Origin of the sequence: Rhodobacter sp. 24-YEA-8, assembly GCF_900105075.1 — a bacterium.
In the GTDB taxonomy this organism is placed as follows: Bacteria; Pseudomonadota; Alphaproteobacteria; order Rhodobacterales; family Rhodobacteraceae; genus Pseudogemmobacter.
This window is the reverse complement of the sequence record NZ_FNSK01000003.1, coordinates 53,682-75,000: the sequence shown is the minus strand read 5'-3', so window position 1 is coordinate 75,000 and position 21,319 is coordinate 53,682. Positions and strand designations below refer to the sequence as shown.

The 21,319-nt window shown below is 62.3% G+C and carries 20 protein-coding genes and 1 pseudogene (1 of these 21 running past the window's edge); 5 read left to right on the top strand and 16 right to left on the bottom strand.

Annotation, left to right across the window (positions count from 1 at the left end):
- Both BLW25_RS19365 and BLW25_RS19360 read right to left on the bottom strand, forming a co-directional pair.
- Positions 1-59, bottom strand: partial view of a glutathionylspermidine synthase family protein gene (locus BLW25_RS19365; protein WP_092903239.1) — the beginning only. Its footprint begins 1,186 nt before the window's first position; the window shows 59 of its 1,245 coding nt (coding positions 1-59); its start codon is at positions 57-59; the stop codon falls past the left edge of the window.
- Between the two features lie 138 nt (positions 60-197).
- Positions 198-551 carry a cupin domain-containing protein gene (locus BLW25_RS19360; protein ID WP_092903565.1) on the bottom strand — a complete coding sequence of 118 codons (354 nt, stop codon included), beginning with the start codon at positions 549-551 and terminating at the stop codon, positions 198-200.
- 187 nt (positions 552-738) lie between these two features.
- Between BLW25_RS19360 and BLW25_RS19355 the strand changes: the two genes are divergently transcribed.
- Positions 739-1,320 carry a GNAT family N-acetyltransferase gene (locus BLW25_RS19355; RefSeq protein ID WP_171909656.1) on the top strand — a complete coding sequence of 194 codons (582 nt, stop codon included), beginning with the start codon at positions 739-741 and terminating at the stop codon, positions 1,318-1,320.
- A 10-nt stretch (positions 1,321-1,330) separates the two neighbouring features.
- Here the strand turns inward: BLW25_RS19355 and BLW25_RS19350 are convergent.
- From BLW25_RS19350 to glpD, 9 genes and pseudogenes are all read right to left on the bottom strand, one after another.
- Positions 1,331-2,466 (bottom strand): annotated as a pseudogene (locus tag BLW25_RS19350) (iron-containing alcohol dehydrogenase).
- On the bottom strand, positions 2,463-3,950 hold the full coding sequence (gene glpK / locus BLW25_RS19345) for a glycerol kinase GlpK (RefSeq protein WP_092903235.1): 1,488 nt from the start codon (positions 3,948-3,950) through the stop codon (positions 2,463-2,465). Before glpK ends, BLW25_RS19350 begins: the two are co-directional and overlap by 4 nt.
- A 66-nt stretch (positions 3,951-4,016) precedes the next feature.
- The gene (locus BLW25_RS19340; RefSeq protein WP_092903233.1) at positions 4,017-5,738 is read right to left on the bottom strand and encodes an ABC transporter substrate-binding protein; all 1,722 of its coding nucleotides are present in this window, start codon (positions 5,736-5,738) and stop codon (positions 4,017-4,019) included.
- A gap of 62 nt (positions 5,739-5,800) precedes the next feature.
- Complete coding sequence (locus BLW25_RS19335; RefSeq protein ID WP_366268561.1) at positions 5,801-6,082, bottom strand: DUF2160 domain-containing protein; 282 nt, start codon at positions 6,080-6,082, stop codon at positions 5,801-5,803.
- A gap of 143 nt (positions 6,083-6,225) precedes the next feature.
- Positions 6,226-7,029 carry a carbohydrate ABC transporter permease gene (locus tag BLW25_RS19330; RefSeq protein WP_092903229.1) on the bottom strand — a complete coding sequence of 268 codons (804 nt, stop codon included), beginning with the start codon at positions 7,027-7,029 and terminating at the stop codon, positions 6,226-6,228.
- Positions 7,029-7,898, bottom strand: a complete 870-nt coding sequence (locus BLW25_RS19325; RefSeq protein ID WP_092903227.1) for a carbohydrate ABC transporter permease — start codon at positions 7,896-7,898, stop codon at positions 7,029-7,031. The genes BLW25_RS19330 and BLW25_RS19325 overlap by 1 nt, the downstream gene beginning before the upstream one ends.
- On the bottom strand, positions 7,898-8,980 hold the full coding sequence (locus BLW25_RS19320; protein WP_092903225.1) for an ABC transporter ATP-binding protein: 1,083 nt from the start codon (positions 8,978-8,980) through the stop codon (positions 7,898-7,900). Before BLW25_RS19320 ends, BLW25_RS19325 begins: the two co-directional genes overlap by 1 nt.
- Positions 8,981-8,982: 2 nt before the next feature.
- Positions 8,983-10,071, bottom strand: coding sequence for an ABC transporter ATP-binding protein (locus BLW25_RS19315; protein WP_092903223.1), 1,089 nt, complete (start codon positions 10,069-10,071; stop codon positions 8,983-8,985).
- Between the two features lie 63 nt (positions 10,072-10,134).
- Positions 10,135-11,733, bottom strand: coding sequence for a glycerol-3-phosphate dehydrogenase (gene glpD / locus BLW25_RS19310; RefSeq protein ID WP_092903221.1), 1,599 nt, complete (start codon positions 11,731-11,733; stop codon positions 10,135-10,137).
- 265 nt (positions 11,734-11,998) lie between these two features.
- On the opposite strand from glpD, the gene BLW25_RS19305 reads away from it, so the two are divergent.
- Positions 11,999-12,784, top strand: coding sequence for a DeoR/GlpR family DNA-binding transcription regulator (locus tag BLW25_RS19305; protein ID WP_092903219.1), 786 nt, complete (start codon positions 11,999-12,001; stop codon positions 12,782-12,784).
- A gap of 232 nt (positions 12,785-13,016) precedes the next feature.
- Here the strand turns inward: BLW25_RS19305 and BLW25_RS19300 are convergent, their stop codons facing one another.
- The 4 genes from BLW25_RS19300 to BLW25_RS19285 all read right to left on the bottom strand — a co-directional run bounded on the left by BLW25_RS19300 (position 13,017) and on the right by BLW25_RS19285 (position 17,201).
- Positions 13,017-13,922, bottom strand: coding sequence for a LysR substrate-binding domain-containing protein (locus BLW25_RS19300; RefSeq protein WP_092903217.1), 906 nt, complete (start codon positions 13,920-13,922; stop codon positions 13,017-13,019).
- 14 nt (positions 13,923-13,936) lie between these two features.
- A complete protein-coding gene (gene ahpF, locus BLW25_RS19295) occupies positions 13,937-15,502 on the bottom strand; it encodes an alkyl hydroperoxide reductase subunit F (RefSeq protein ID WP_092903215.1) in 1,566 nt (521 codons plus the stop codon).
- An 84-nt stretch (positions 15,503-15,586) separates the two neighbouring features.
- The gene (gene ahpC / locus BLW25_RS19290; protein WP_092903213.1) at positions 15,587-16,150 is read right to left on the bottom strand and encodes an alkyl hydroperoxide reductase subunit C; all 564 of its coding nucleotides are present in this window, start codon (positions 16,148-16,150) and stop codon (positions 15,587-15,589) included.
- Positions 16,151-16,763: 613 nt separating this feature from the next.
- The gene (locus BLW25_RS19285; protein WP_092903211.1) at positions 16,764-17,201 is read right to left on the bottom strand and encodes a winged helix-turn-helix transcriptional regulator; all 438 of its coding nucleotides are present in this window, start codon (positions 17,199-17,201) and stop codon (positions 16,764-16,766) included.
- Between the two features lie 150 nt (positions 17,202-17,351).
- Here BLW25_RS19285 and BLW25_RS19280 point away from each other — a divergent pair, with 150 nt between their 5' ends.
- The 3 genes from BLW25_RS19280 to BLW25_RS19275 all read left to right on the top strand — a co-directional run bounded on the left by BLW25_RS19280 (position 17,352) and on the right by BLW25_RS19275 (position 19,646).
- Positions 17,352-18,572, top strand: a complete 1,221-nt coding sequence (locus tag BLW25_RS19280; RefSeq protein ID WP_216279432.1) for an MFS transporter — start codon at positions 17,352-17,354, stop codon at positions 18,570-18,572.
- A 172-nt stretch (positions 18,573-18,744) separates the two neighbouring features.
- Positions 18,745-19,332, top strand: coding sequence for a hypothetical protein (locus tag BLW25_RS24085; protein WP_143040568.1), 588 nt, complete (start codon positions 18,745-18,747; stop codon positions 19,330-19,332).
- The gene (locus tag BLW25_RS19275; RefSeq protein ID WP_253188593.1) at positions 19,305-19,646 is read left to right on the top strand and encodes a winged helix-turn-helix domain-containing protein; all 342 of its coding nucleotides are present in this window, start codon (positions 19,305-19,307) and stop codon (positions 19,644-19,646) included. Before BLW25_RS24085 ends, BLW25_RS19275 begins: the two co-directional genes overlap by 28 nt.
- Here BLW25_RS19275 and BLW25_RS19270 read toward each other — a convergent pair.
- The gene (locus BLW25_RS19270) at positions 19,617-20,876 is read right to left on the bottom strand and encodes an ROK family transcriptional regulator (RefSeq protein ID WP_216279431.1); all 1,260 of its coding nucleotides are present in this window, start codon (positions 20,874-20,876) and stop codon (positions 19,617-19,619) included. The two genes, BLW25_RS19275 and BLW25_RS19270, sit on opposite strands and share 30 nt — an antisense overlap.
- Positions 20,877-21,319: the final 443 nt, after the last annotated feature.

Here is a 21,319-nt window from a genome sequence, read left to right as displayed (position 1 = left end):
CCGAGCTCTGCGGCTTTGTCGCGCCAGTCTGGCCGCTCTGGCAGGGTGATTTTCTGCATTCCGTCCCCGTCCCGAAAAAAGGCAAGGGCAGAGATAGAGCAATCACCCGCGAAGTCCAGCCGCCCATGCAGTCCGGCCCTCGGAGGACAGTCTGCCGGAGGGTGAGTTCAGCCCCCCGGCAAAGGCAGGATCGGGGTTTACTTCAGCCGGATGGCGAAATGTTTGCGCACCGGCTCTTCGACGGTCCATGTGCCTTTGAACGTCGCCTCCACCGCGAAACCATCACCCGGCCCGACCGTGACAGGGGTACCGCCATCAGGGGTGATGGTGATGCGGCCTTCAATCAGGTGAACGAATTCATAGAACTGGTAGCTTGCATGCCAGGTTCCGGTCGTTGCCTCCCAGGTGCCCGAGATCACATTGCCGTCCAGCGAGGTGTGCTGGATCCAATAGCGCATGGTCGGATTACCCTCGACCTTGACCCAGCCCTCCAGATCGTTGGTGATGGGCTCGGGTCCGGGCGCGGGGAAGCGGAATACCGTGATGCTCATGTCTGTCCTCGGAATGATGATTCAGATCTCGGCAATCTTGGTAGGCCGCCGCCGCCCGTCGCGCAAGCCGCGAGGGCCGGGCAGGCGGCGGATCCGGCGTACAACACCCGATGGGGCTGGTAAGCGCGCGACAGATCGTCAAAGACTGCACATCAGAGCCGCGCAAAGGCAGGAACGGGACAGAGCCATGGAAATCCGCAAAGCTAGGGCAGATGACGCCGCGCATCTGGTGCGTTTCATCAATATGGCAGCCGATGATCTGCCATTGCATTTCTGGCGCAAATCCGTGGGCCCGGATGGCGACCCCTGGGCGCTCGGGCGGGAACGTGCCGTGCGTGCGACCGGGAATTTCTCTTATTCCAACGCCTGGCTCGCCGAGACTGACGGTGCCGTCGCGGCCTGCCTGCTGGGCTATGCGGCCGAGACCGAACCCGGCCCGATTGCCCCCGATATGCCGCCGATCTTTGTGCCGCTGCTGGAACTTGAGGCGCTGGCTCCCGGCTCCTGGTATCTGAATGTGCTGGCCTCTTATCCCGAATTTCGCGGCAAAGGTCTTGGCAGCGCCTTGCTGGCACAGGCCGAGATCATTGCGGCGGCGGCAGGTCATGACAGCATCAGCCTTATCGCCGCCGACACGCATCTGGACGCGCTGCGCCTCTATACAGCCAGGGGCTACCGCCAGATCGCCAGCCGCCCCATTATCCGGGATGACTGGGAAGTCGCTGCGCAAGAATGGCGTCTTTTCACGAAACCGGTCGGCAAGGGCTGATCCCGGGCCTTCACCCGGCCTCTGCCAGGATCACTTCGAGATCTGCGGCGCTCAGCGCGACCGGATTTCCTCTGAAAGACGAGCTTTGCATCGACGCCCTGGCCACATCGGCAATACTCGTCGGCGCAAGGCCCTGATCCCGCAGGCCGGCAAGCCCGGCCTCACGCGCCCAGGCAGACAGCGCGCGCGGCGCCTCGTCGCCGGAAACCCCCAGCCCCTCGCCAAGAATATCGCAGACGGTGGCAAGTCGCGCGGCGGTCTCGCCGGTCGCGCGCGCCCGGTTTGCCGCAAGCACCGGGCCAAGCAAGACGCCACATATCGCGCCATGCGCCGCCGGTGTCACACCGCCGATCACGCCTGCCAGGCCATGCACCGCGCCAAGCCCGCCATTGGCCAGCGCGATGCCGCCGGTAAGGCTGACCCAGGACATTTCATCGCGCGCATCTTTGTTTTCGCCGCGCATCAGGCTTTGCAGTGCGGCAAGCCCCCTTGGGATCGCGGGCAGGGTCAGCGCATCGGTGAAAGGCGTGGCCCGGTTCGAGACATATGGCTCGATCACCTGGGCCAGTGCATCAAGGCCCGAGGCCAGCGTCACATTGCGCGGGCACTGATCGGTCAGCGCAGGATCGACCAGCGCAAGGCGCGGCAGCATCCGGTCATCGCGCAGCGAAACCTTCCGGCCATGTTCGGGCAGGCCGATCACCGCGTTTTTCGTCGCCTCGGCCCCGGTGCCGGAGGTAGAGGGCAAAGCGACACAAGGCAGCGGGGGCACGCTGAGGGGCAAGGCGCGACCCACAACCTCGAGATGGTCCATCGCGCCGCCGAGCGCCGGGATCAGGGCCGCCAGCGCCTTGGCCATGTCGATCACCGCCCCCCCCCGAGACCCACCACCACATCCGGGGCAAATCCAGCAACATCGCGCAGCGCCGCTTCGAGCATCGGGAGCGTCGGTTCACTGCCGCAAGAGACGCAGTGTAAAGCGCAATCCTGCAATGCCGTTCTCAGCCAGGCGGCGCGTGCGGGATCCTGGCCATGAACCAGCAGCACGCGGCGGCCAAATGCACGGATCAGCGCGGGCGCCTGTGCCGCCTCGCCACGCCCAAACAGGATCCGGCCAGGCAAAGCGACGTTGAAACTGCCGGTCATGCCGCAGCCATTGTGGCGGCCACGGCTTTTTTCCAGGCGGCATATTTCTGATCGCGCAAGCCGGGCTCCATTCGGGGGGTGAAACGCTTTTCCAGCGCCCAGCTTTTCGCGAAATCTTCCGGCGCAGGCAAGAGCCCGGCCTGGAAACCGGCAAGGTAGGCCGCGCCGAGCGCCGTGGTTTCTGTCACTTCGGGGCGGTCGACAGGGGCGCCGAGGATATCCGAGAGAAACTGCATTGCGCCCTCGCTTGCCGACATGCCGCCATCAACGCGCAAAACGCCATCCGCATCGGTCCCCCAGTCGGCACGCATCGCCTCCAGCAGGTCGCGCGTCTGATAGCCGACGCTTTGCAGGGCGGCGCGGGCGAATTCGGCGGGGCCGGAATTGCGGGTCAGCCCGTAAATCGCGCCCCGGCAATCGGGCCGCCAGTAAGGCGCGCCAAGCCCAGTGAAAGCGGGTACCAGGATAACCTCCTGCGCCGGATCGGCGGCCTCTGAAAGAGCCTGCGTCTCGGAAGCGGCGCGGATGATCTGCAAGCCATCACGCAGCCACTGTACCACCGCCCCCGCGATGAAAATCGAGCCCTCCAGCGCATAGGTGGTCTCGCCCTTCAGCCGGTAGGCGATGGTTGTCAGGAGCCGGTTCTTCGAAGGCACCATCTGCGCCCCGGTGTTGAGAAGCGCGAAGCAGCCGGTGCCATAGGTCGATTTCATCATACCGGGCTGGAAACAGGCCTGACCGACTGTGGCTGCCTGCTGATCCCCTGCCACACCAAGGATGGGGATCTCACGCCCCAACAGATCCGCACGGGTCATGCCAAAATCCGCGGCGCAATCCTTTACCTCGGGAAGCAGGGAGGCCGGAATATCAAGCAGTGCCAGGATCTCTGCATCCCAGCGGTTTTCCACGATATTGAACAGCATGGTGCGGGCGGCATTGGTGGCATCCGTCGCATGGACGCGCCCGCGGGTCAGGTTCCAGATCAGCCAGCTGTCGACGGTGCCAAAGGCCAGGTCGCCTTTTTCCGCCCGCGCCCGGGCGCCCGGAATCGTATCGAGCAGATATTTCAGCTTGGTTCCCGAGAAATAGGGATCCAGCAACAGGCCGGTTTTCGCCGTGATCATGGCCTCGTGCCCTGCCTCACGCAACGCGTCGCAGATCTGCGCTGTGCGGCGGTCCTGCCAGACGATGGCATTGTGCAGCGGCTGGCCGGTCGCACGGTCCCATAAAAGGGTGGTCTCGCGCTGATTGGTGATGCCGATGGCGGCGATGTCGCTGGCCAGGATACCTGCGCGCTCGATAACGGCGCGCATCGCGGCAGCGATGGTCGCCCAGAGATCGGCCGGATCATGTTCCACCCAGCCAGGCTGCGGATAATGCTGGGGAAATTCTTCCTGCGTCTGGGCGACGGGCTTCAGGTTCCGGTCAAAAAGAATGGCTCTCGATGAGGTCGTGCCCTGATCAATGGCAAGAATATGGGTCATCGCGCGGGCCTCTTCATTGCTTAGAAAAATCGGGCGAGCCCTTTGGCCCGCCCGATCCCGGTCAGCTTACTGCCAGGACTTGATCAGCTCGTCATAGCTGATGGTTTCCGGCGTCGGATCTTCATTGTCGAGTTTTGCCACCGGCGCGCCTTCTTTCGCAAGCCATTCTGCCGGATCGGATTCCTCGTTCAGTTTCGGACCGATATCGCCCTGGACGCCCGAACGTTCGAGACGTGCCATCACGCTTTCCTGCTCGGCGCAAAGCGCGTCGAGGGCCTCTTGCGGGGTTTTCGCGCCCGACATGGCATCCCCGATATGCTGCCACCAGAGCTGTGCCAGACGCGGATAGTCCGGCACGTTGGTACCGGTGGGCGTCCATTGCACGCGGGCGGGCGAGCGATAGAACTCGACCAGACCTCCAAGCGCGGGCGAGCGCTCGGTGAAGCTCTTGTCCTGGATGGTGCTTTCGCGGATGAAGGTCAGGCCGACATGGCTTTTCTTCACATCGACGGTTTTCGAGGTCACGAACTGAGCATAGAGCCAGGCGGCCTGGGCGCGGTCGACCGGGGTCGATTTCATCAGGGTCCAGGAGCCGACATCCTGATAGCCAAGCTTGGTGCCCTCGGTCCAGTACGCCCCGCGCGGGCTGGGAGCCATGCGCCATTTCGGCGTGCCGTCATCATTCATCACGGCGGTGCCGGGCTTCAGCATATCGGCGGTAAAGGTGGTGTACCAGAACATCTGCTGGGCGATATTGCCCTGCGCGGGAACCGGACCTGCCTCGCCGAAGGTCATGCCCTGGGCTTCGGGTGGCGTGAATTTGTTCAGCCATTCGATCGCCTTGGTGACAGCATAGACCGCTGCCGCGTCATTGGTCGCCCCCCCGCGCGCCACGCAAGACCCGACAGGGCGCGAGTTTTCATCGACCCGGATGCCCCATTCGTCGACCGGCAGACCGTTCGGATCGCCCTTGTCACCGCCCCCGGCCATCGAGAACCAGGCATCTGTGTAGCGCCAGCCAAGGCTCGGGTCTTTCTTGCCGTAATCCATATTGCCGAACACGCCCGAAGCCGGCCCGCCCATATAGGACATATCGCGCCCGGTGAAGAATTCGGCGATATCCTCATAGGCCGACCAGTTCAGCGGCACACCCAGATCATAGCCATATTTCTCTTTGAAATCGGCTTTGGTTTTCTCGTCATTGAACCAGTCATAGCGGAACCAGTAGAGATTCGCGAATTGCTGGTCGGGCAGCTGGTAAAGCTCTCCATCCGGCGCGGTGGTGAATTTCAGCCCGATGAAGTCATTCAGATCAAGGCCTGGATTGGTGTAATCCTTGCCCTCGTTCGCCATCCATTCGGTCAGGCTGCGCGCCTGCTGATAGCGCCAATGCGTGCCGATTAGGTCGGAATCGTTGACATAGCCGTCATAGATATTCTCGCCGGTCTGCATCTGGGTCTGCAGCTTCTCAACCACATCGCCCTCGCCGATCAGATCATGGGTGACCTTGATCCCGGTGATCGCGGTAAAGGCCGGGGCCAGCACTTTACTCTCGTATTCATGGGTGGTGATGGTTTCCGAGACGACCTTGATTTCCATACCCTTATGGGGGGCGGCCGCGTCGATGAACCATTGCATCTCGGCCTCCTGGTCGGCGCGGGTCAGCGAGGAGAGGTCGCCGATCTCCGCGTCGAGGAACTTTTTCGCCGCCTCCATATCAGCCCAGGCGGGCGCGCCAAAGACCATCAGCGCAAGCGCCATGGCGGTGGTGGTATGCTTCAACCTCATGTTCTCCTCCCTGAGAAACTTTGTTGAAAGGGCCCGCCCGGGTGATCCCGGTCCGGGAAGTGTCAGACCCAGCGAAAGACCGCTGCGCCGTAAAAAAGACAGATGATGAGCGCCCCCCACACCGGGGGCCCTGCGAAAAACAGCCAGCCGAGGCAGATGAAAGCCGAACCGAGCAAGGTAATGAAAAGACGGTCGCCGCGCGTGGTCTCGATGCGCAAAATGCCCTTGCGCGGCGTTTCGGGAAACCGGATGGCAAGAATGGTAAAGGTGACCAGCACTGTCGCGATGCACCAGAAGAAGAAGGCGACAGGAAAGCTCCAGGCCATCCAGCCGCGCGGGATCATCGGGTCGGTCCAGGCCTTACCGTCACTTCCCGAAGGTGTGGCCCAGATCAGGAAGGCCAATGCGCAACCAAGGATCACGGCGGCGGTCAGGGTGATCAGGGTCCAGTTGGGGCGGGCCGCAGTGCCCGTTTCGGCAGTGGTCATCACACCCTCCCCAGGGCGAAGCCCTTGGCGATATAATTGCGGACGAAGTAAATCACCAGGGCGCCCGGCACGATGGTCAAGACGCCCGCCGCCGCCAGCACACCCCAGTCCATCCCCGAGGCCGAGACCGTGCGCGTCATGATCGCGGCGATGGGCTTTGCGTTAACGGCGGTCAGGGTGCGCGACAGCAAAAGCTCGACCCAGGAGAACATGAAGCAGAAAAACGCCGCGACCCCGATGCCCGATGCGATCAGCGGCATGAAGATCTTTACGAAGAACCGCGGGAAGGAATAGCCGTCGATATAGGCGGTCTCGTCGATCTCTTTCGGGACACCGCGCATGAAGCCCTCAAGGATCCAGACTGCCAGCGGCACGTTGAACAGGCAATGCGCCAGCGCGACCGCGATATGCGTGTCGAAAAGCCCCACGCTTGAATAAAGCTGGAAGAAGGGCAGCGCGAAAACGGCGGGCGGCGCCATGCGGTTGGTCAGCAGCCAGAAGAACAGATGCTTGTCGCCCATGAAATTATAGCGCGAGAAAGCATAGGCCGCCGGCAGCGCCACGGTGATCGAAATCACCGTATTCATCACCACATAGATGATCGAATTGACGTAACCCATATACCAGGAGGGGTCGGTCAGGATCACCGTGTAGTTCCGCAGCGTGAACTCATGCGGGAACAGGGTAAAGGCGCCGGTGATCTCGGTATTGTTCTTGAAGCTCATATTCACGAGCCAGTAGATCGGCACCAGCAGGAACAGGAGGTAAAGCGCCATGACGATGGCGGAAGGTTTCACGCGCATCACTTCGCCTCCTTATCCATATTGGTCATCACGGTGTAGAACACCCATGAAACCAGCAGGATCACGAGGAAATACATCAGGCTGAAGGCCGCAGCCGGGCCAAGATCGAACTGCCCCACCGCCATTTTCACCAGATCAATCGACAGGAAGGTGGTCGAATTGCCCGGGCCGCCACCCGTCACGACGAAAGGCTCGGTATAGATCATGAAACTGTCCATGAACCGCAGCAGTATCGCGATCAGCAACACGCCCTGCATCTTCGGCAATTCGATATAGCGAAAGACCGACCAGCGGCTGGCCTGATCAATGCGGGCGGCCTGGTAATAGGCCTCGGGGATGGATTGCAGGCCCGCATAGCACAAAAGGGCTACCAGTGAGGTCCAGTGCCAGACATCCATCACGATCACGGTGGCCCAGGCATCGAACGGGTTGCTGGTGTAATTGTAATTGATGCCCAGGGCCGCCAACCCGCGCCCCAGCAGGCCGATGTCAACGCGGCCAAAGATCTGCCAGATTGTGCCGACCACATTGAACGGGATCAGCAAAGGCAGCGCCATCAGCACAAGGCAGAAAGACGCCCAAAAGCCCTTTTTCGGCATGTTCAGCGCGACGAAAATCCCCAGAGGCACCTCGATCGCGAGGATGATCGCCGAGAACATCACCTGGCGGCCAAGCGCGCCATGCAGGCGCTCGGAATGGATCATCTCGTCGAACCATTCCAGCCCGGCCCAGAAGAAATCATTGCTGCCGAAAGTATCGTTGAAGGCGTAGTTCACCACCGTCATCAGCGGGATCACCGCCGAAAAGGCGACAAGGATCAGAACCGGGATCACCAGAAACCAGGCGCGGTTGTTTTGCGTCTTTTCCATCACGCGGCCCTCTCTGCAGGCGAGCGCGGTGCAACCCGCCAGTCATTCGCGTAGACGTTGATCCTTTGCGCAGCAAAGCTGACGCGGGGGCTTGCGGGAACGCCGCCGCCCTCGGGCAGCACCATATTCAGTGGCTTGCCCAGCACCTCGCCCCGGACCAGCCGGTGCCGGCCGACATCCTCGATCCGGTGGATGGTCAGGGCGAGGCCCTCAGCGCTGAGGCTGACATATTCCGGCCGGATGCCGATCTGGCCTGCGACCGGCGCATAATCAGCGCCAAGCGCGATCACCGTACCATCGCTGAGCGTGGCGCGATCCCCCGCGACCTGAGCCTCGAGGAAGTTCATTCCCGGCGAGCCGATGAAATAGCCGACAAAACTATGGGCCGGGGTCTCGAACAGTTCTTCCGGCGTGCCCATCTGCACCACGCGACCGTCATACATGATCACCACCTTATCGGCGAAGGTCAGCGCCTCGGTTTGGTCATGGGTGACATAGATCATCGTATGTCCAAACTCGCGGTGCAGCTGTTTCAGCTGGGTGCGCAGCTCCCATTTCATATGCGGGTCGATGACGGTCAGCGGCTCGTCAAACAGGATCGCGTTGACATCCTCGCGCACCATGCCCCGGCCAAGGCTGATTTTCTGTTTCGCGTCAGCCGTCAGGCCCCGCGCCTTTCTCGACAGCATCGCCTCCATCCCGATCATCTGCGCGATATGGTCGACGCGGGCCTTGATATAGGCCGGGTCCATGCCGCGATTGCGCAGGGGGAAAGCAAGGTTATCGCGCACCGACATCGTGTCATAGACGACAGGGAACTGGAACACCTGAGCGATGTTACGCTCCGCCGTGGCGGCGTCGGTCACGTCGAGATCTCCGAACAGCACCCGGCCATGACTGGGGCGCAAGAGGCCCGAAATGATGTTCAGAAGTGTGGTCTTGCCGCAGCCCGAGGACCCGAGCAAAGCATAGGCGCCGCCATCCTGCCAGACATGGTCCATCTCCTTCAGCGCGTAATCCTTCTCGCTGGTGGGATTGGGCAGGTAGCTGTGGGCAAGGTTTTTCAGCGTGATCTGTGCCATGGTCAGGCGGCCCTCGCATAGGGCGCCGGCGCTGCCAGCCGCCCTTCCGCATCAAAGAGATAGACATGCGCCGGGTCGAGCCAGACCTCGATCTCGGCGCCCGGTGTCAGGGCATGCACCCCCTCGACCAGACCAACCCAGCGTTCGCCTTCATGGCCGAGATGGAGGAAGGTTTCCGAGCCGGTGATCTCGGTGACCGAGAGCTTTGTCCGGAAGGACACGGCGCTTGCGGAAGGCCGGTTCAGGAACAGGTGATTGGCCCGGAACCCTGCCCTGTAGCGCCCGTCTGGCAGCGCGGCGAGACTCCCAAGGGCGGGGGCGCTGGCCGTGCTGCCGAATTTCAGCCGCTGGCCTTCCTTCACCACGGCCAGGAAATTCATCGGCGGATCGCTGAAGACGCGGGCGGTGGTGGCATCGACCGGCTGGCGGTAAACCTCGGGTGTCGGGCCGAATTGCGTGACCCGTCCTTCCCAGAGGGTTGCGGTATTGCCGCCCAGCAAAAGCGCCTCTTCGGGTTCGGTGGTCGCATAGACAAAAATCGCGCCCGAAGCCTCGAAGATACGCGGGATCTCGACGCGCAGTTCCTCGCGCAGCTTGTAGTCAAGATTGGCCAGCGGCTCATCGAGCAGCACAAGACCCGCTTCCTTGACCAGAGCCCGCGCCAGCGCGCAGCGCTGCTGCTGGCCGCCCGACAGCTCCAGCGGCTTGCGCGTGAGCATCGGCGTCAGCCGCAGCATGGCGGCGGTTTCCTGCACCTTGCGGTCGATCTCGGCTTTCGGGCGGCCAAGGATGCGCAAAGGTGAGGCGATATTCTCATAGACCGTCAGGCCCGGGTAATTGATGAATTGCTGATAGACCATCGCGACGCCGCGATCCTGGACACGCTGGCCTGTCACATCCTGGCCCTGCCAGAGGATTGCCCCGCCATCGGGCCGGTCAAGCCCGGCCATCAGCCGCATCAAGCTGGTCTTGCCCGAGAGCGTCGGCCCGAGAAGCACATTCATCGTGCCCTTCTGCAATGTCAGGCTGGTGGGGTGGATATGCACCCGCCCGTCCACCTGCCGCGACACGTTCTGCAGTTCCAGCGTCATCTGTCCTCCCCTCAGGCGCAGCCCTCGCATCCTCCAATGCCCGGGCACGCCGATTTCTCGCTCTCAGGCTGCCGGTATCTCCCGGTTCTTTGCCGCTTTGGCCATAAAGGCCTCCAGCGCCGTGATCTGGTCTTCGGTCATATGCAGCCCAAGCCGGGTGCGCCGCCAAAGGATGTCCGCCGCCTCGCGGGCATATTCGCGGGTGATCAGCCAGTTGACCTCGGCCCCGCTCAGCGTCGCGCCGAAATCCGGGCCCAGATCCTCCGGCCGGGTCGCCCCCGCCAGCAGGTCAGACGCCTCGGTGCCATAGGTGCGGATCAGGCGGGCGGCATGGGCCTGGGTCAGGAACGGAAATGCCGCTTTCAGCCGCGCCACCAGATCTGCCACCCCGTCATGCGGGAAATCGCCACCGGGGAGCGCCACCCGCGCCGTCCAGGCCGCACCGGCCTGCGGGAAAAACGGCGCGAGCTTTGCCAGCGCATTTTCCGCCAGCCGGCGATAGGTTGTGATCTTGCCGCCGAACACATTCAGAAGCGGCGGCGCCTTGTGGTCCGCCCCCGTATCGAGGCTCAATACATATTCCCGGGTCGCCGCCGTCGCCGATTTCGCGCCGTCATTGTAAAGCGGGCGCACCCCGGAATAGCTCCAGACCACATCATCCGGCGTGACCGGCTTTGCGAAATAGCGACTGGCAAAGGCGCAAAGGTAATCGCGTTCCTCATCGGTGCAAACCACTTCGGCCGGGCTGCCCTGATGATCCTTGTCGGTGGTGCCGATCAGGGTGAAATCGTCTTCATAGGGAATGGCGAAGATGATCCGCCCGTCTGTGCCCTGGAAGAAATAGGCGCGGTCGTGATCATAGAGTTTGCGCGTCACGATATGGCTGCCGCGCACCAGCCGCACCCCTTCGGTCGAGGTGATATGGGCCACATCGCGGATCACCTCGCCCACCCAGGGGCCACCGGCATTGACCAGAGCCCGCGCCAGATGGGTCTCGCGCCCGTGCGGGCCTTCGGTGGTGATCTCCCAATGGGCGGCTGTCCGGTGCGCCGATATGACTTTCGTGCGCGTCAGGATGCGCGCGCCCCGCGCCCCGGCATCGCGGGCATTCAGCACCACAAGGCGCGAATCCTGCACCCAGCAGTCGGAATATTCCCAAGCGCGACCAAAGCCCGGCTGCAGCCAGCGCCCCGCCGGATCCGTTTTCAGATCCAGCCTTCGCGTGCCCGGCAGGATCTTGCGCCCGCCCAGCGTGTCATAAAGGAAAAGCCCCAGCCGGATCAGCCAGGCGGGGCGGCGGCCCTTCATCCAGGGCATCACTAACCCCAGAAGCCGCGAGGTCGGCGTGTCACTTTCGAACCGCATCCCCGGGCTGTAGGGCAGCACGAAGCGCATCGGCCAGCTGATATGGGGCATGGCGACCAGCAGGGTTTCGCGCTCCTGCAAGGCTTCGCGCACCAGATGGAATTCGAAATATTCCAGATAGCGCAACCCGCCATGGAACATCTTGGTCGAGGCCGATGAGGTGCCCTGCGCCAGGTCACCCTGTTCGGCCAGCGTGACAGACAGCCCACGCCCCGCCGCGTCCCGCGCAATGCCGCAACCATTCACGCCGCCGCCGATGACAAAGAGATCGGTCATGTCTGCGGTCGTAGTCGACATCCTCTCTCCCTCAGCTCGAATTTCGTGCCCATCAACGAGTAGCAGCCAGATTTCATCGGTCAAGCATGCATTTTCGTTTTTGCGCGATTTTGCCATTAAAGAACATTAATTGCCGCGATGCGGCGTAAATGCTGCGTCTAAATTTTCGCTTTTGCCGTCTCGCAGGCTTGCACGCGGGCTTGCCTTCCGTATTCTTCCGCATCACAACGGCAAAACGGCGGACAAAACCGCGCATGAAACGAACCCTTGCAGAAGGCGCGACTCCTTGGTGCTGAGCATCCGGCAAAACCAGATCGTAGAACTTGCCCGGGCCGAGGGCCGGGTTGTCGTTGAGGATCTGGCGCATCGTTTCGACGTGACCCTGCAGACCATCCGCCGCGACCTGACGGATCTGGCCGAGGCGGGGCTGCTTGACCGCGTCCATGGCGGGGCGGTGCCCCGTATGGGCATGGTCAATCTGGGCTATGAGGCGCGCCGCCGTCTGCATTCCGAGGCCAAGGCCGCGATCGCCACCGCCTGCGCCGCAGCGATCCCCGACAATTCCAGCCTGATCCTCAACCTTGGCACGACAACCGAAGCCGTGGCGCGCGCACTGATCCACCATTCGAATATCACGGTCATCACCAACAACATGAATGTTGCCAATATTCTCGCGGATAATCCGGGCTGCGAGATCATGGTGGCGGGGGGCGCGCTGCGCCGCTCGGATGGCGGCCTGGTGGGCGAACTTGCCACCCAGTTCATCGAACAGTTCAAGGTGGATTACGCGGTTATCGGCACATCGGCGCTGGATCTGGACGGCGACCTGCTGGATTATGATCTGGCCGAGGTGCGGGTCAGCCGGGCAATCCTGCGCCAGGCCCGGCAGGCATTTCTGGTCACAGATCACAGCAAGCTGGGCCGATCCGCGCCGGCGCGGATCGCTTGTCTGGCTGAAATCGACACGCTGTTCACCGACCGGGCCTTGCCAGACGCGCTGCATGAAAAATGCGCCGGATGGCGGACCCATCTTCATATCTGTGAATCGACCCCCATCCCTGCCAGCGCCTGACCGGCACGGGGGCGTGACCGGTGAGACCACGCCCCGGTTTTGGCCAGCGGCATGGGAGGAGTAATTGCACCACATTGCGCAGGCAGCGGCAGTTCCGGCTCAGACCGCACGGACAGAGGCACGGGCGCCAGATCTCTGGCCACAAAGCGGAGGAAACCGCGGCGTGGCGCGATCCGGCCTGTTGTCACGCTGCTGCTGATGCTGACACAGAGCAACTGACCGGCAATCGCGCTCAGGCTGTTTCGTCGAGACGCAGCCCCTGCCCCCGCGCCGCATCAGCGATCAGGCCGCCAAGCGAATTCATCACCTCGATGCGGCTGTTGCTTTTGCGCCAGAACAATCCGATCCGCCGTACAAATCCGGGATCAGCAATGGCGATACAGCTGAGACCATCGGTGCTGGTGCAGGCAAGTCTGGGCAAAAGCGTCATCCCCATGCCGGCAATCACCATCTGGCGCAGTGTCTCGAGGCTGGTGCCACGAAAATCGTCGACCTCTTCCGCGCCTGAGATGCGGCACAGATCAAGCGCCTGGTCCCGCAGACAATGGCCGCTCTCAAGCAGCATGAGACGCTGCCCGGACATCTCCGCCGCCGAGATCCGTTCGCGCCCGGCCAGGGGGTGAGCCGCCGGCACCGCAAGGCGGAAGGGTTCCGAAAACAGGGACAGGCCGGTGAGGCCGGGCTCGGTCACCGGCAGCGCCAGCAAGGCGGCATCAAGCTGGCCATCCGCCAGCTGCCGGATCAGCAGGCTGCTTTTGGCCTCCTGCAAGATCAGCTCTGTCTTGGGAAAACGGCCAACGAAAGCCGGAACCAGACAGGGCAGGAAATAGGGGCCAAGCGTCGGAAATACGCCAAGCCGCAGCCTGTGCGCCCCGCCTTTGGCGCGGCTGGCCGAAATATCCCGGATGTGGCCGATCTCTGCCAGGGCGCGGCGGGCATGAGCAAGCACTTCACGCCCCGCATCGGTGATCAGCAGATTGCGCGGCGCGCGTTCAAAAAGATCAAATCCCAGCATTTCTTCAAGCTTGCGGATCTGGCCCGAAAGGGTCGGCTGGCTCACATGGCAGATCTCGGCCGCGCGATGGAAATTGCGGTGATCCGCAAGGGCCACCAGGTATTCCAGATCGCGCAGCTTCATCCCATTCGCTCCGTTCAGGCCGCCTTTTCGGCGACCGGCAGACGTATGAGGTGATCAAAGGCCGCGAGCCCGGCCCTTGCGCCTTCGCCCATGGCGATGACGATCTGCTTATAGGGCGCGGTGGTGCAGTCGCCGGCGGCAAAGACCCCTGGCAGCGAGGTTGCGCCATGGGCATCGACCACAATCTCGCCGCGCGGGCTGAGCGTCAGCGTGGATTTCAGCCAGCCTGTATTCGGCATCAGCCCGATTTGCACGAAGATCCCCTCCAGCGCGATCTCACGGATCTCGCCACTCCGGCGGTCTTCACAGGCAAGGCCCGTGACCCTGCTGCCATCGCCTTTGACCTCGGTGGTGCGGGTCTCGGTCAGGATGGTGACGTTTTTCAGGCTGCGAAGCTTGCGCTGCAACACGTCGTCGGCGCGCAGGGCTTTGTCGAATTCGATCAGGGTCACATGGGTCACAAGACCGGCGAGATCAATCGCCGCCTCGGCGCCGGAGTTGCCACCGCCAATCACCGCAACGCGCTTGCCCTTGAACAAAGGCCCGTCACAATGCGGGCAGAAGGTGACGCCCTTTGCCAGATATTGCTCTTCGCCCGGCACGCCCATTTTGCGCCAGCGCGCCCCCGTCGACAGGATCACCGATGTCGCGTTGAGCGCGGCGCCCGAGGCCAGGGTAACCCGATAGCCCCCCGGGACCTCTTCCAGTCTGGTGGCCACCTGGGTGTTGAAAATATCGACCTCATATTCGCGGACATGTGTTTCCAGGGCACGCGCGAGCTGCGGTCCTTCGGTATGCGGGACCGAAATCAGGTTCTCGATCGACATCGTGTCGAGCACCTGGCCGCCAAAGCGTTCTGCGACTACGCCCGTGCGGATCCCCTTGCGCGCGGCATAGATCGCCGCCGCCGCACCTGCCGGGCCTCCGCCGACCACCAGCACCTCATAAGGCGCCTGGGCTGAGATGCTCTCTGCCGCGCGGCTCACCGCACCCGTATCAATCTTTGCCAGGATCTGTTCGGCATCCATCCGGCCCGCGCCGAACAATTCACCATTGAGAAAGATCGTCGGAACCGACATCACCTGCCGTGCGTCAACCTCTGCCTGGAAGAGCGCGCCGTCGATGGCGACATGCTCGATCCCGGGGTTCAGCACCGCCATCAGGTTCAGCGCCTGCACCACATCGGGGCAGTTCTGGCAGGAGAGCGAGAAATAGGTCTCAAAGCGGAACCGGCCCTTCAGCGCCCGGATCTGATCCTGGATCGCCTGTTCGACCTTTGCCGGATAGCCACCGGTCTGCAAAAGCGCCAGTACCAGCGAGGTGAATTCATGCCCCATCGGCAGGCCCGCAAAAGTCAGGCTGATATTCTGACCAGGCGAAGACAATGCGAAAGACGGCACCCGCGCCGCATCCGCGCCTTCGGTGACAGTGATCTTATCCGAGAGGCCGCGAATATCGGCGATCAGCGCCAGCATATCTTTCGATTTTGCATCATCCCCCGCGAAAGTGGTGATCTCGACCGGGCGCATAAGGCGTTCCAGATAGCCCTTCAGCTGGGTTTTCATAGCGGCGTCGAGCATCGGATAATCTTTCAGGCAGGGTCAGCAGAAGGTCCCGGGGGCGAGGGGACACCCCCGGGGGAGACAGGATCAGCGGCGCGCGCCTCAGATCTTGCCAACGAGATCCAGCGAAGGGGCAAGGGTGTCATCACCTTCCTGCCATTTGGCCGGGCAGACCTCGCCCGGATGGGCGCGGACATATTGCGCAGCCTTGATTTTGCGCAGCAGATCCCCGGCATCGCGGCCGATGCCTTCGGCCGTGATCTCAAAAGCCTGGATCACACCATCGGGGTCGACGATGAAGGTTGCACGGTCTGCGAGGCCTTCAGCTTCGCGCAGCACGCCGAAACTGCGGCTCAGCTGATGGGTCGGGTCGCCGATCATGGTGTAGTTGATCTTGCCGATCGTGTCCGAGCTGTCATGCCAGGCCTTATGCGTGAAATGCGTATCGGTCGAGACCGAGAACACTTCGACGCCGCGGCTTTGCAATTCAGCATAGTGATCTGCGACATCGCCCAATTCGGTCGGGCAGACAAAGGTGAAATCGGCCGGGTAGAAAAAGAACACCGACCATTGGCCGACAGCATCCGATTCGGTCACCTCGATGAATTTGCCCTGCCGGAAAGCCTGTGCTTTGAAGGGGAGGATCTTGCTGTTGATAATGGCCATGGTCAGCTCCTTGCAGAATTCCGGACCCCTTTAGGATGCAGGCGCAGCAATGACAAATCGATCAATGGAGCAGTTTCGATAGGTGCAGCCTATCAATCGGGTGAAAGAGCGACAACCGTCTGTATGATAAAGCGAATAATTCAGGCCCCCCTGCCCGACACGACGCCAGGCGCAGAGCGGCAGACCCGGGCAAAGCGCATAGCGCAGAGAGCGCCAGCTGCTGGCGCAGCCGGCATGGGGGAGCGGAATGAGGCGCGAAAGCGGTATCTGGCAGCGCAACATTTCGGAACGCTGGCAGGATCAGCGCTTTGCTCTGTTATTATCGGAACTATCCGCAGATCCAGCCACTGGCTTAACAGGCTGCTGAACAAATCTGCTGTGCGGAACGGTTTCCTTTGCGCAGGGTTTGATGCGGCACGCGGCGTGAGGAGGCAGCCGGGCAGACGCTTTCCGGCTCAGGCGGTGAGGAGTTTCGGCAGCGCCGTGACCTGTCATAGCCGGGGTGCCGGGCAGGTCTACCGTCGATGGCGGAGGACCGGGACTTCCCGGCCCGGATCATCAGGCCGTCATACGACCGCAGCAGGAACGCGTGGTTGACGCGGCCGAGGCTGGCTTACTGCACCCGCGTCTCTTCCCATCCGACAGCCCGCCCATTTTCCGCATGCAGCTGCAGACGAGTGACCGGAGCGCCGGTTTCGATATCCACCAGTGATGATCGTGCTTCGCCCGGGTGGTAAAGATGGTCTTCACCCCATTGGCGGAGCGCAACGATCACCAGAAACAGGCCGCGCCCTTTCTCCGTCAGGACATATTCCCGATATGCGGTGCCGTCAGAGGCAGGCGCCATTTCCAGGATGCCGCGTTCAGTCAGATCGCGCAGCCGCGTTGCCAGCACCCCCCTGGCAATGCCGAGGCCGGTCTGAAACTCGCTGAACCGCCTTACACCGTCGAAGACATCGCGGATGATGAGCAGTGACCACCAGTCGCCGATCACATCGAGAGACCGCGCCACCGGACAACCGGAATTCCACAGGCTGACCCGTTTCACCATCGCAGCCGACCTCCATCATCGCGAATCTGGTTCTAAAATAGAACTGGATTACTGCCCGTACAAGTAGTTCTGAATTGAGACCAGAATGAAGTTACAAGCAGGATCACCATGCAGCACAAAAGCAGCACCCCGCACGGCAAGGATGGCAGCTTGTCGAGGATCATCGCCCTGGCCTTCGCCATCGCCGCCGGTCTCAGCGTCGCCAACATCTATTTCGCTCAGCCCTTGCTTGAGGCGATGGCGCAGGATTTCGGGATCGCGCCGGCCGCGATCGGCCTTGTGGTGACATTGACGCAGCTGGGTTACGGGCTGGGCCTGATCTTCATCGTGCCGATGGGCGACCTGGTTGACCGCCGGAAACTTGTCGTCGGACAGGGCTTTCTGTCCGTTGTCGCGCTGATCGCCGTCGGCACCGCAAAGACCGAAGCGATCCTCTTTGCCGGCATGGCTGCGGTCGGATTGTTCGCCGTATTGGTTCAGGTGCTGGTGTCCTTCGCGGCGACGCTCGCCACGCCCGCCGAACGTGGCAAGGCTGTTGGAATGGTAACGAGCGGTGTGGTGATCGGCATCCTTGGCGCGCGCTTCTTCGCAGGTATGCTCGCCGACTTCGCCGGTTGGCGGGCGGTCTATCTGACCTCGGCGGGCCTCACACTGGCGATGGCCGGACTGCTTTGGCGCGTCCTCCCGCGCAATCTGCCGCCGGAAAGCCCTGACAGCTACGCAGCGGCTTTGCGCTCCATCCCCCTTCTGTTCCTGGCGGATCGCGTGGTTTTGGGTCGCGGCATACTCGCCTTGCTTATCTTTGCAGCGTTCAGCACCTTCTGGACCGCGCTGGTGCTGCCGCTCAGCGCTGCGCCATTCGGCTATTCCCACAGCCAGATCGGCCTGTTCGGACTGGTCGGCATGGCGGGGGCCATTGCTGCAACGGGCGCGGGCAGGCTTGCGGATCGCGGTCTCGGCCAATGGACGACCGGCCTCTCGCTAACGCTCCTGCTGGTGTCATGGGGGCTGATCGCATTGCTGCCGATCTCAATTCCCGCCCTGTTGACTGGTGTCGTGGTGCTGGACCTCGCAGTACAGGCCGTCCATGTCACCAATCAGAGCATCATTTTCGACCGGCATCCGCAGGCGCGCAGTCGGCTCGTCGGCGGATATATGGCATTCTACTCTCTCGGCAGCGCCATCGGAGCCATCGCAGCAACGACGGCCTACGCGCATGCCGGCTGGGGCGGGGTTTCGACACTGGGGGCGGCATTCAGCGCGGCAGCCTTGCTCGGATGGGTTTTCACACGCCGTCTTCCTGTCGGCTTTGTCGATGCGTCAGGCCACGGCGAACCTGCTCATCCGGTCGATGCCGATGAACAAATATAGTCTTTCGTCGGGAGAACGCCCCCGGAGCCTTGCCTTATCCTTACATGCAAAAAAGAGGATCGCATCATCAAACCCTGAGATCAGAAAACCATCGGTTCAAGAGCCACTTTGACATCCTTGACGGCACAGGCGCATGCTCCAGGTGCATCACGCAGGCAATATGGAGGGGCCAATGACAGCAATCGCGCTGCCACGCACGGTCAGGGCCAAGCTTCTGATCGCGATTGCCGCGATGCTGACACTGATGCTGGGCTCCGGCATTCTGGCCATCAGCGGTCTCAATCGTACCGGCAGCGCGCTGACCTCGCTCAGTGAAGAGCGACTTCCGGATATCCTCTCGGCTACAAGGCTCGCGCAGCAAAGCACGGCCCTGGCGGCACTTGCCCCTTTTGTCAGCTCGGTCGAGGTGATGAATCAGCTCGAGGCCGAAACGGTGCGGATCGATGGGATGATCCGCGATCTTGGTCTGCTGGTGGCGGATCTGCCCGACAGCGCATCTTTCGCCGGAGAGGCCGGGCAGCGGGTGCGCGATCTTGCCAGGGGGCTGTCGCAGGCGATAGGGCAATTGTTGGAGGCCAGCCGCAAGACACTGGAATTGCGGGCGGAAATGGTTGAGCTGCAGTATGGAAACTCGCCGCGCGGATACGCGCCGTTTTGCGCCGCAGCACAGGTGCTGCGCTGCCGGGTCCGGGAGATACATCCCTGCGCGAAGGCTTCCGGTTCGGCGGTTGGGTGCTCGACACGCTGCGACGCAGACTGACCGATCAGAAGGGCAATGCTGTCGATCTGAAGGTCGGCGAATTCGATCTTCTGGCGGCCCTGCTTGCCGCACATGGACGGGTCCTTTCGCGCGCCCAACTTTTGGATATGACGCGGCGCGGGCATGACGCAGTTTATGAACGCACCATCGACGTTCTGATCCTGAGGCTCCGGCGCAAAATCGAACCGGACCCCGCACATCCCCGGTTAATCATGACCGAACGTGCAATCGGCTATCATTTCGCGGGCGCGGTCGAGGTAGTATCCACGGACAGCCCCCCGCGCTCAGGACAGCCGCCCCGCCAGCGCGTGTGACCGCTCTCCCAGCATCAGCACACTGGAATCCGGTGCGAGCAAGGCCGAAACAGGCAGGGTTGCTGCCCCCACCGGCGCAGCCAGGGCACCAAAGCCGCCGCCCAGTAACTCGGGTGCGATGATCCCGATGGCCCCAGCCTCATTGAACCGCGCCTGCACCTGCGCGAGAAGATCGAGATGCAGATTGCGTGGCAGGATACTGTCAATGATGATTGCTTCGAGGTCGATGACTAAAGTGATCGCGATGATCGCTTCGACCAGCGCCCCCGCACAATCCAGCGTCCAGTCCCGCACCGGCTGGCGGGCCGCTTCGGGTAAAGGCTCAAGCGCACGCATGCGCGAGATCCCAATTCCCTGCGCATGCAGATGATCCATCAGCACGCAGATCGAGGCGCGGTGCAGCAAGCTGGTATAGCGCGCAGACGGCGCTTTCGCTGGGGTCAGGCCTGAAGGTGAGACCGGCAGCGGCCCGAGCGCCGCGCTGTTTCCATTCGGGCCGGTATGAACCTTGCCATCCAGCACCAGGCCGCCGCCGATAAAGGTATCAATCGAAATATGCATGAAATCGCGAAACCGGGTGCCGCTCCCAAGCACAAGCTCGGCATGGGCGGCGGCCGTCGCATCATTTTCTACGAAAACCGGCATCTCTCCGCTGTCGAAAAAGGTCGCCAGATCCAGCGCGTGCCAGCGGCTGCCCAGATTCGCGGGGAAGCCCAGCTTTTCGCTCCACCCACCAAGGAAATAGGGGGCGGCAATGCCGAGACCCGCCATAGCAGCCCCGGGCACACGGCCGGCCTGGGCGCGAAAATCCGCAATCGCGGCATTGCCCACGCGCCGGACCCGGGCCGGGTCGGGGAAATCATATTCCTGTTCCATCCGGGCGCAGATCTCGCCGGCGAAATCCAGCATCACCGCCACCATTGCGCGACGACCGATCTTGATGCCGATACTGTAGAGCCGCGTCGGGTTCACGGCATAGAGAACCGATGGTGATCCGCGCTTGCCCAGTCTTTTGCCAACCTGCCTGACGAAACCTGCCTGCTCCAGCCCATCGACAATATCAGCCACCGCTGCGGGGGTAAGATGCGCGACACGGGCGAGATCGGATTTGGAGGCTTCGCGCTGGTGGCGCAGGGACTGCAGGAGGAAACGCTCGTTATACTGCCGAAGCCTGCCAGAATTGCTGCCCTTTCCTGACAATTGCCTGCCCTCTTTGCTGTTCTGGCACATTTTCCGCTATCACGCGCCACCCTATCCGGCCTGCCCTGGCCGGGGTCAAGCCTCCTGCGGGCCTCGCCCCGCCATCACCGACAAAGATCACTCTTGCGCGGCTCAGCCTCTTTAATATGGCAAATTGGCTAATTAATAGTGTTCCAAGGGGCGCGGCGCACCCTTTTGAAAGCCCGGCTCCGGTGCGCCGCGACGCGCATATGACGATGCTCACAGGTCGGGACGTCCGGAGCCCGCTGTTATGTCAGGGCATATGTGGCAACCGGAGCTGCTCAGTTCACTGTGCGAGCCGGATCAGGTCGCGGGTTATTCCTTCCGCGACTTTGCGTAAACGCACCAATTTCCGGCAGAATCGGCGGATCTGTTGCAATTATGATGCAGCAATCACGCCATACGGCACTTGCTGTTGTGCCAAGTGTCACAAAGTGTTGACGAAAATAGTC

Excerpts from the sequence above, each read along its gene's own strand:
- BLW25_RS19360 (WP_092903565.1), bottom strand. The coding sequence starts at position 551 with ATGAGCATCACGGTATTCCGCTTCCCCGCGCCCGGACCCGAGCCCATC.
- BLW25_RS19355 (WP_171909656.1), top strand. The coding sequence starts at position 739 with ATGGAAATCCGCAAAGCTAGGGCAGATGACGCCGCGCATCTGGTGCGT.
- glpK (WP_092903235.1), bottom strand. The coding sequence starts at position 3,950 with ATGACCCATATTCTTGCCATTGATCAGGGCACGACCTCATCGAGAGCC.
- BLW25_RS19340 (WP_092903233.1), bottom strand. The coding sequence starts at position 5,738 with ATGAGGTTGAAGCATACCACCACCGCCATGGCGCTTGCGCTGATGGTC.
- BLW25_RS19335 (WP_366268561.1), bottom strand. The coding sequence starts at position 6,082 with ATGATCCCGCGCGGCTGGATGGCCTGGAGCTTTCCTGTCGCCTTCTTC.
- BLW25_RS19330 (WP_092903229.1), bottom strand. The coding sequence starts at position 7,029 with ATGCGCGTGAAACCTTCCGCCATCGTCATGGCGCTTTACCTCCTGTTC.
- BLW25_RS19325 (WP_092903227.1), bottom strand. The coding sequence starts at position 7,898 with ATGGAAAAGACGCAAAACAACCGCGCCTGGTTTCTGGTGATCCCGGTT.
- BLW25_RS19320 (WP_092903225.1), bottom strand. The coding sequence starts at position 8,980 with ATGGCACAGATCACGCTGAAAAACCTTGCCCACAGCTACCTGCCCAAT.
- BLW25_RS19315 (WP_092903223.1), bottom strand. The coding sequence starts at position 10,071 with ATGACGCTGGAACTGCAGAACGTGTCGCGGCAGGTGGACGGGCGGGTG.
- glpD (WP_092903221.1), bottom strand. The coding sequence starts at position 11,733 with ATGTCGACTACGACCGCAGACATGACCGATCTCTTTGTCATCGGCGGC.
- BLW25_RS19300 (WP_092903217.1), bottom strand. The coding sequence starts at position 13,922 with ATGAAGCTGCGCGATCTGGAATACCTGGTGGCCCTTGCGGATCACCGC.
- ahpF (WP_092903215.1), bottom strand. The coding sequence starts at position 15,502 with ATGCTCGACGCCGCTATGAAAACCCAGCTGAAGGGCTATCTGGAACGC.
- ahpC (WP_092903213.1), bottom strand. The coding sequence starts at position 16,150 with ATGGCCATTATCAACAGCAAGATCCTCCCCTTCAAAGCACAGGCTTTC.
- BLW25_RS19285 (WP_092903211.1), bottom strand. The coding sequence starts at position 17,201 with ATGGTGAAACGGGTCAGCCTGTGGAATTCCGGTTGTCCGGTGGCGCGG.
- BLW25_RS24085 (WP_143040568.1), top strand. The coding sequence starts at position 18,745 with ATGACAGCAATCGCGCTGCCACGCACGGTCAGGGCCAAGCTTCTGATC.
- BLW25_RS19270 (WP_216279431.1), bottom strand. The coding sequence starts at position 20,876 with ATGTGCCAGAACAGCAAAGAGGGCAGGCAATTGTCAGGAAAGGGCAGC.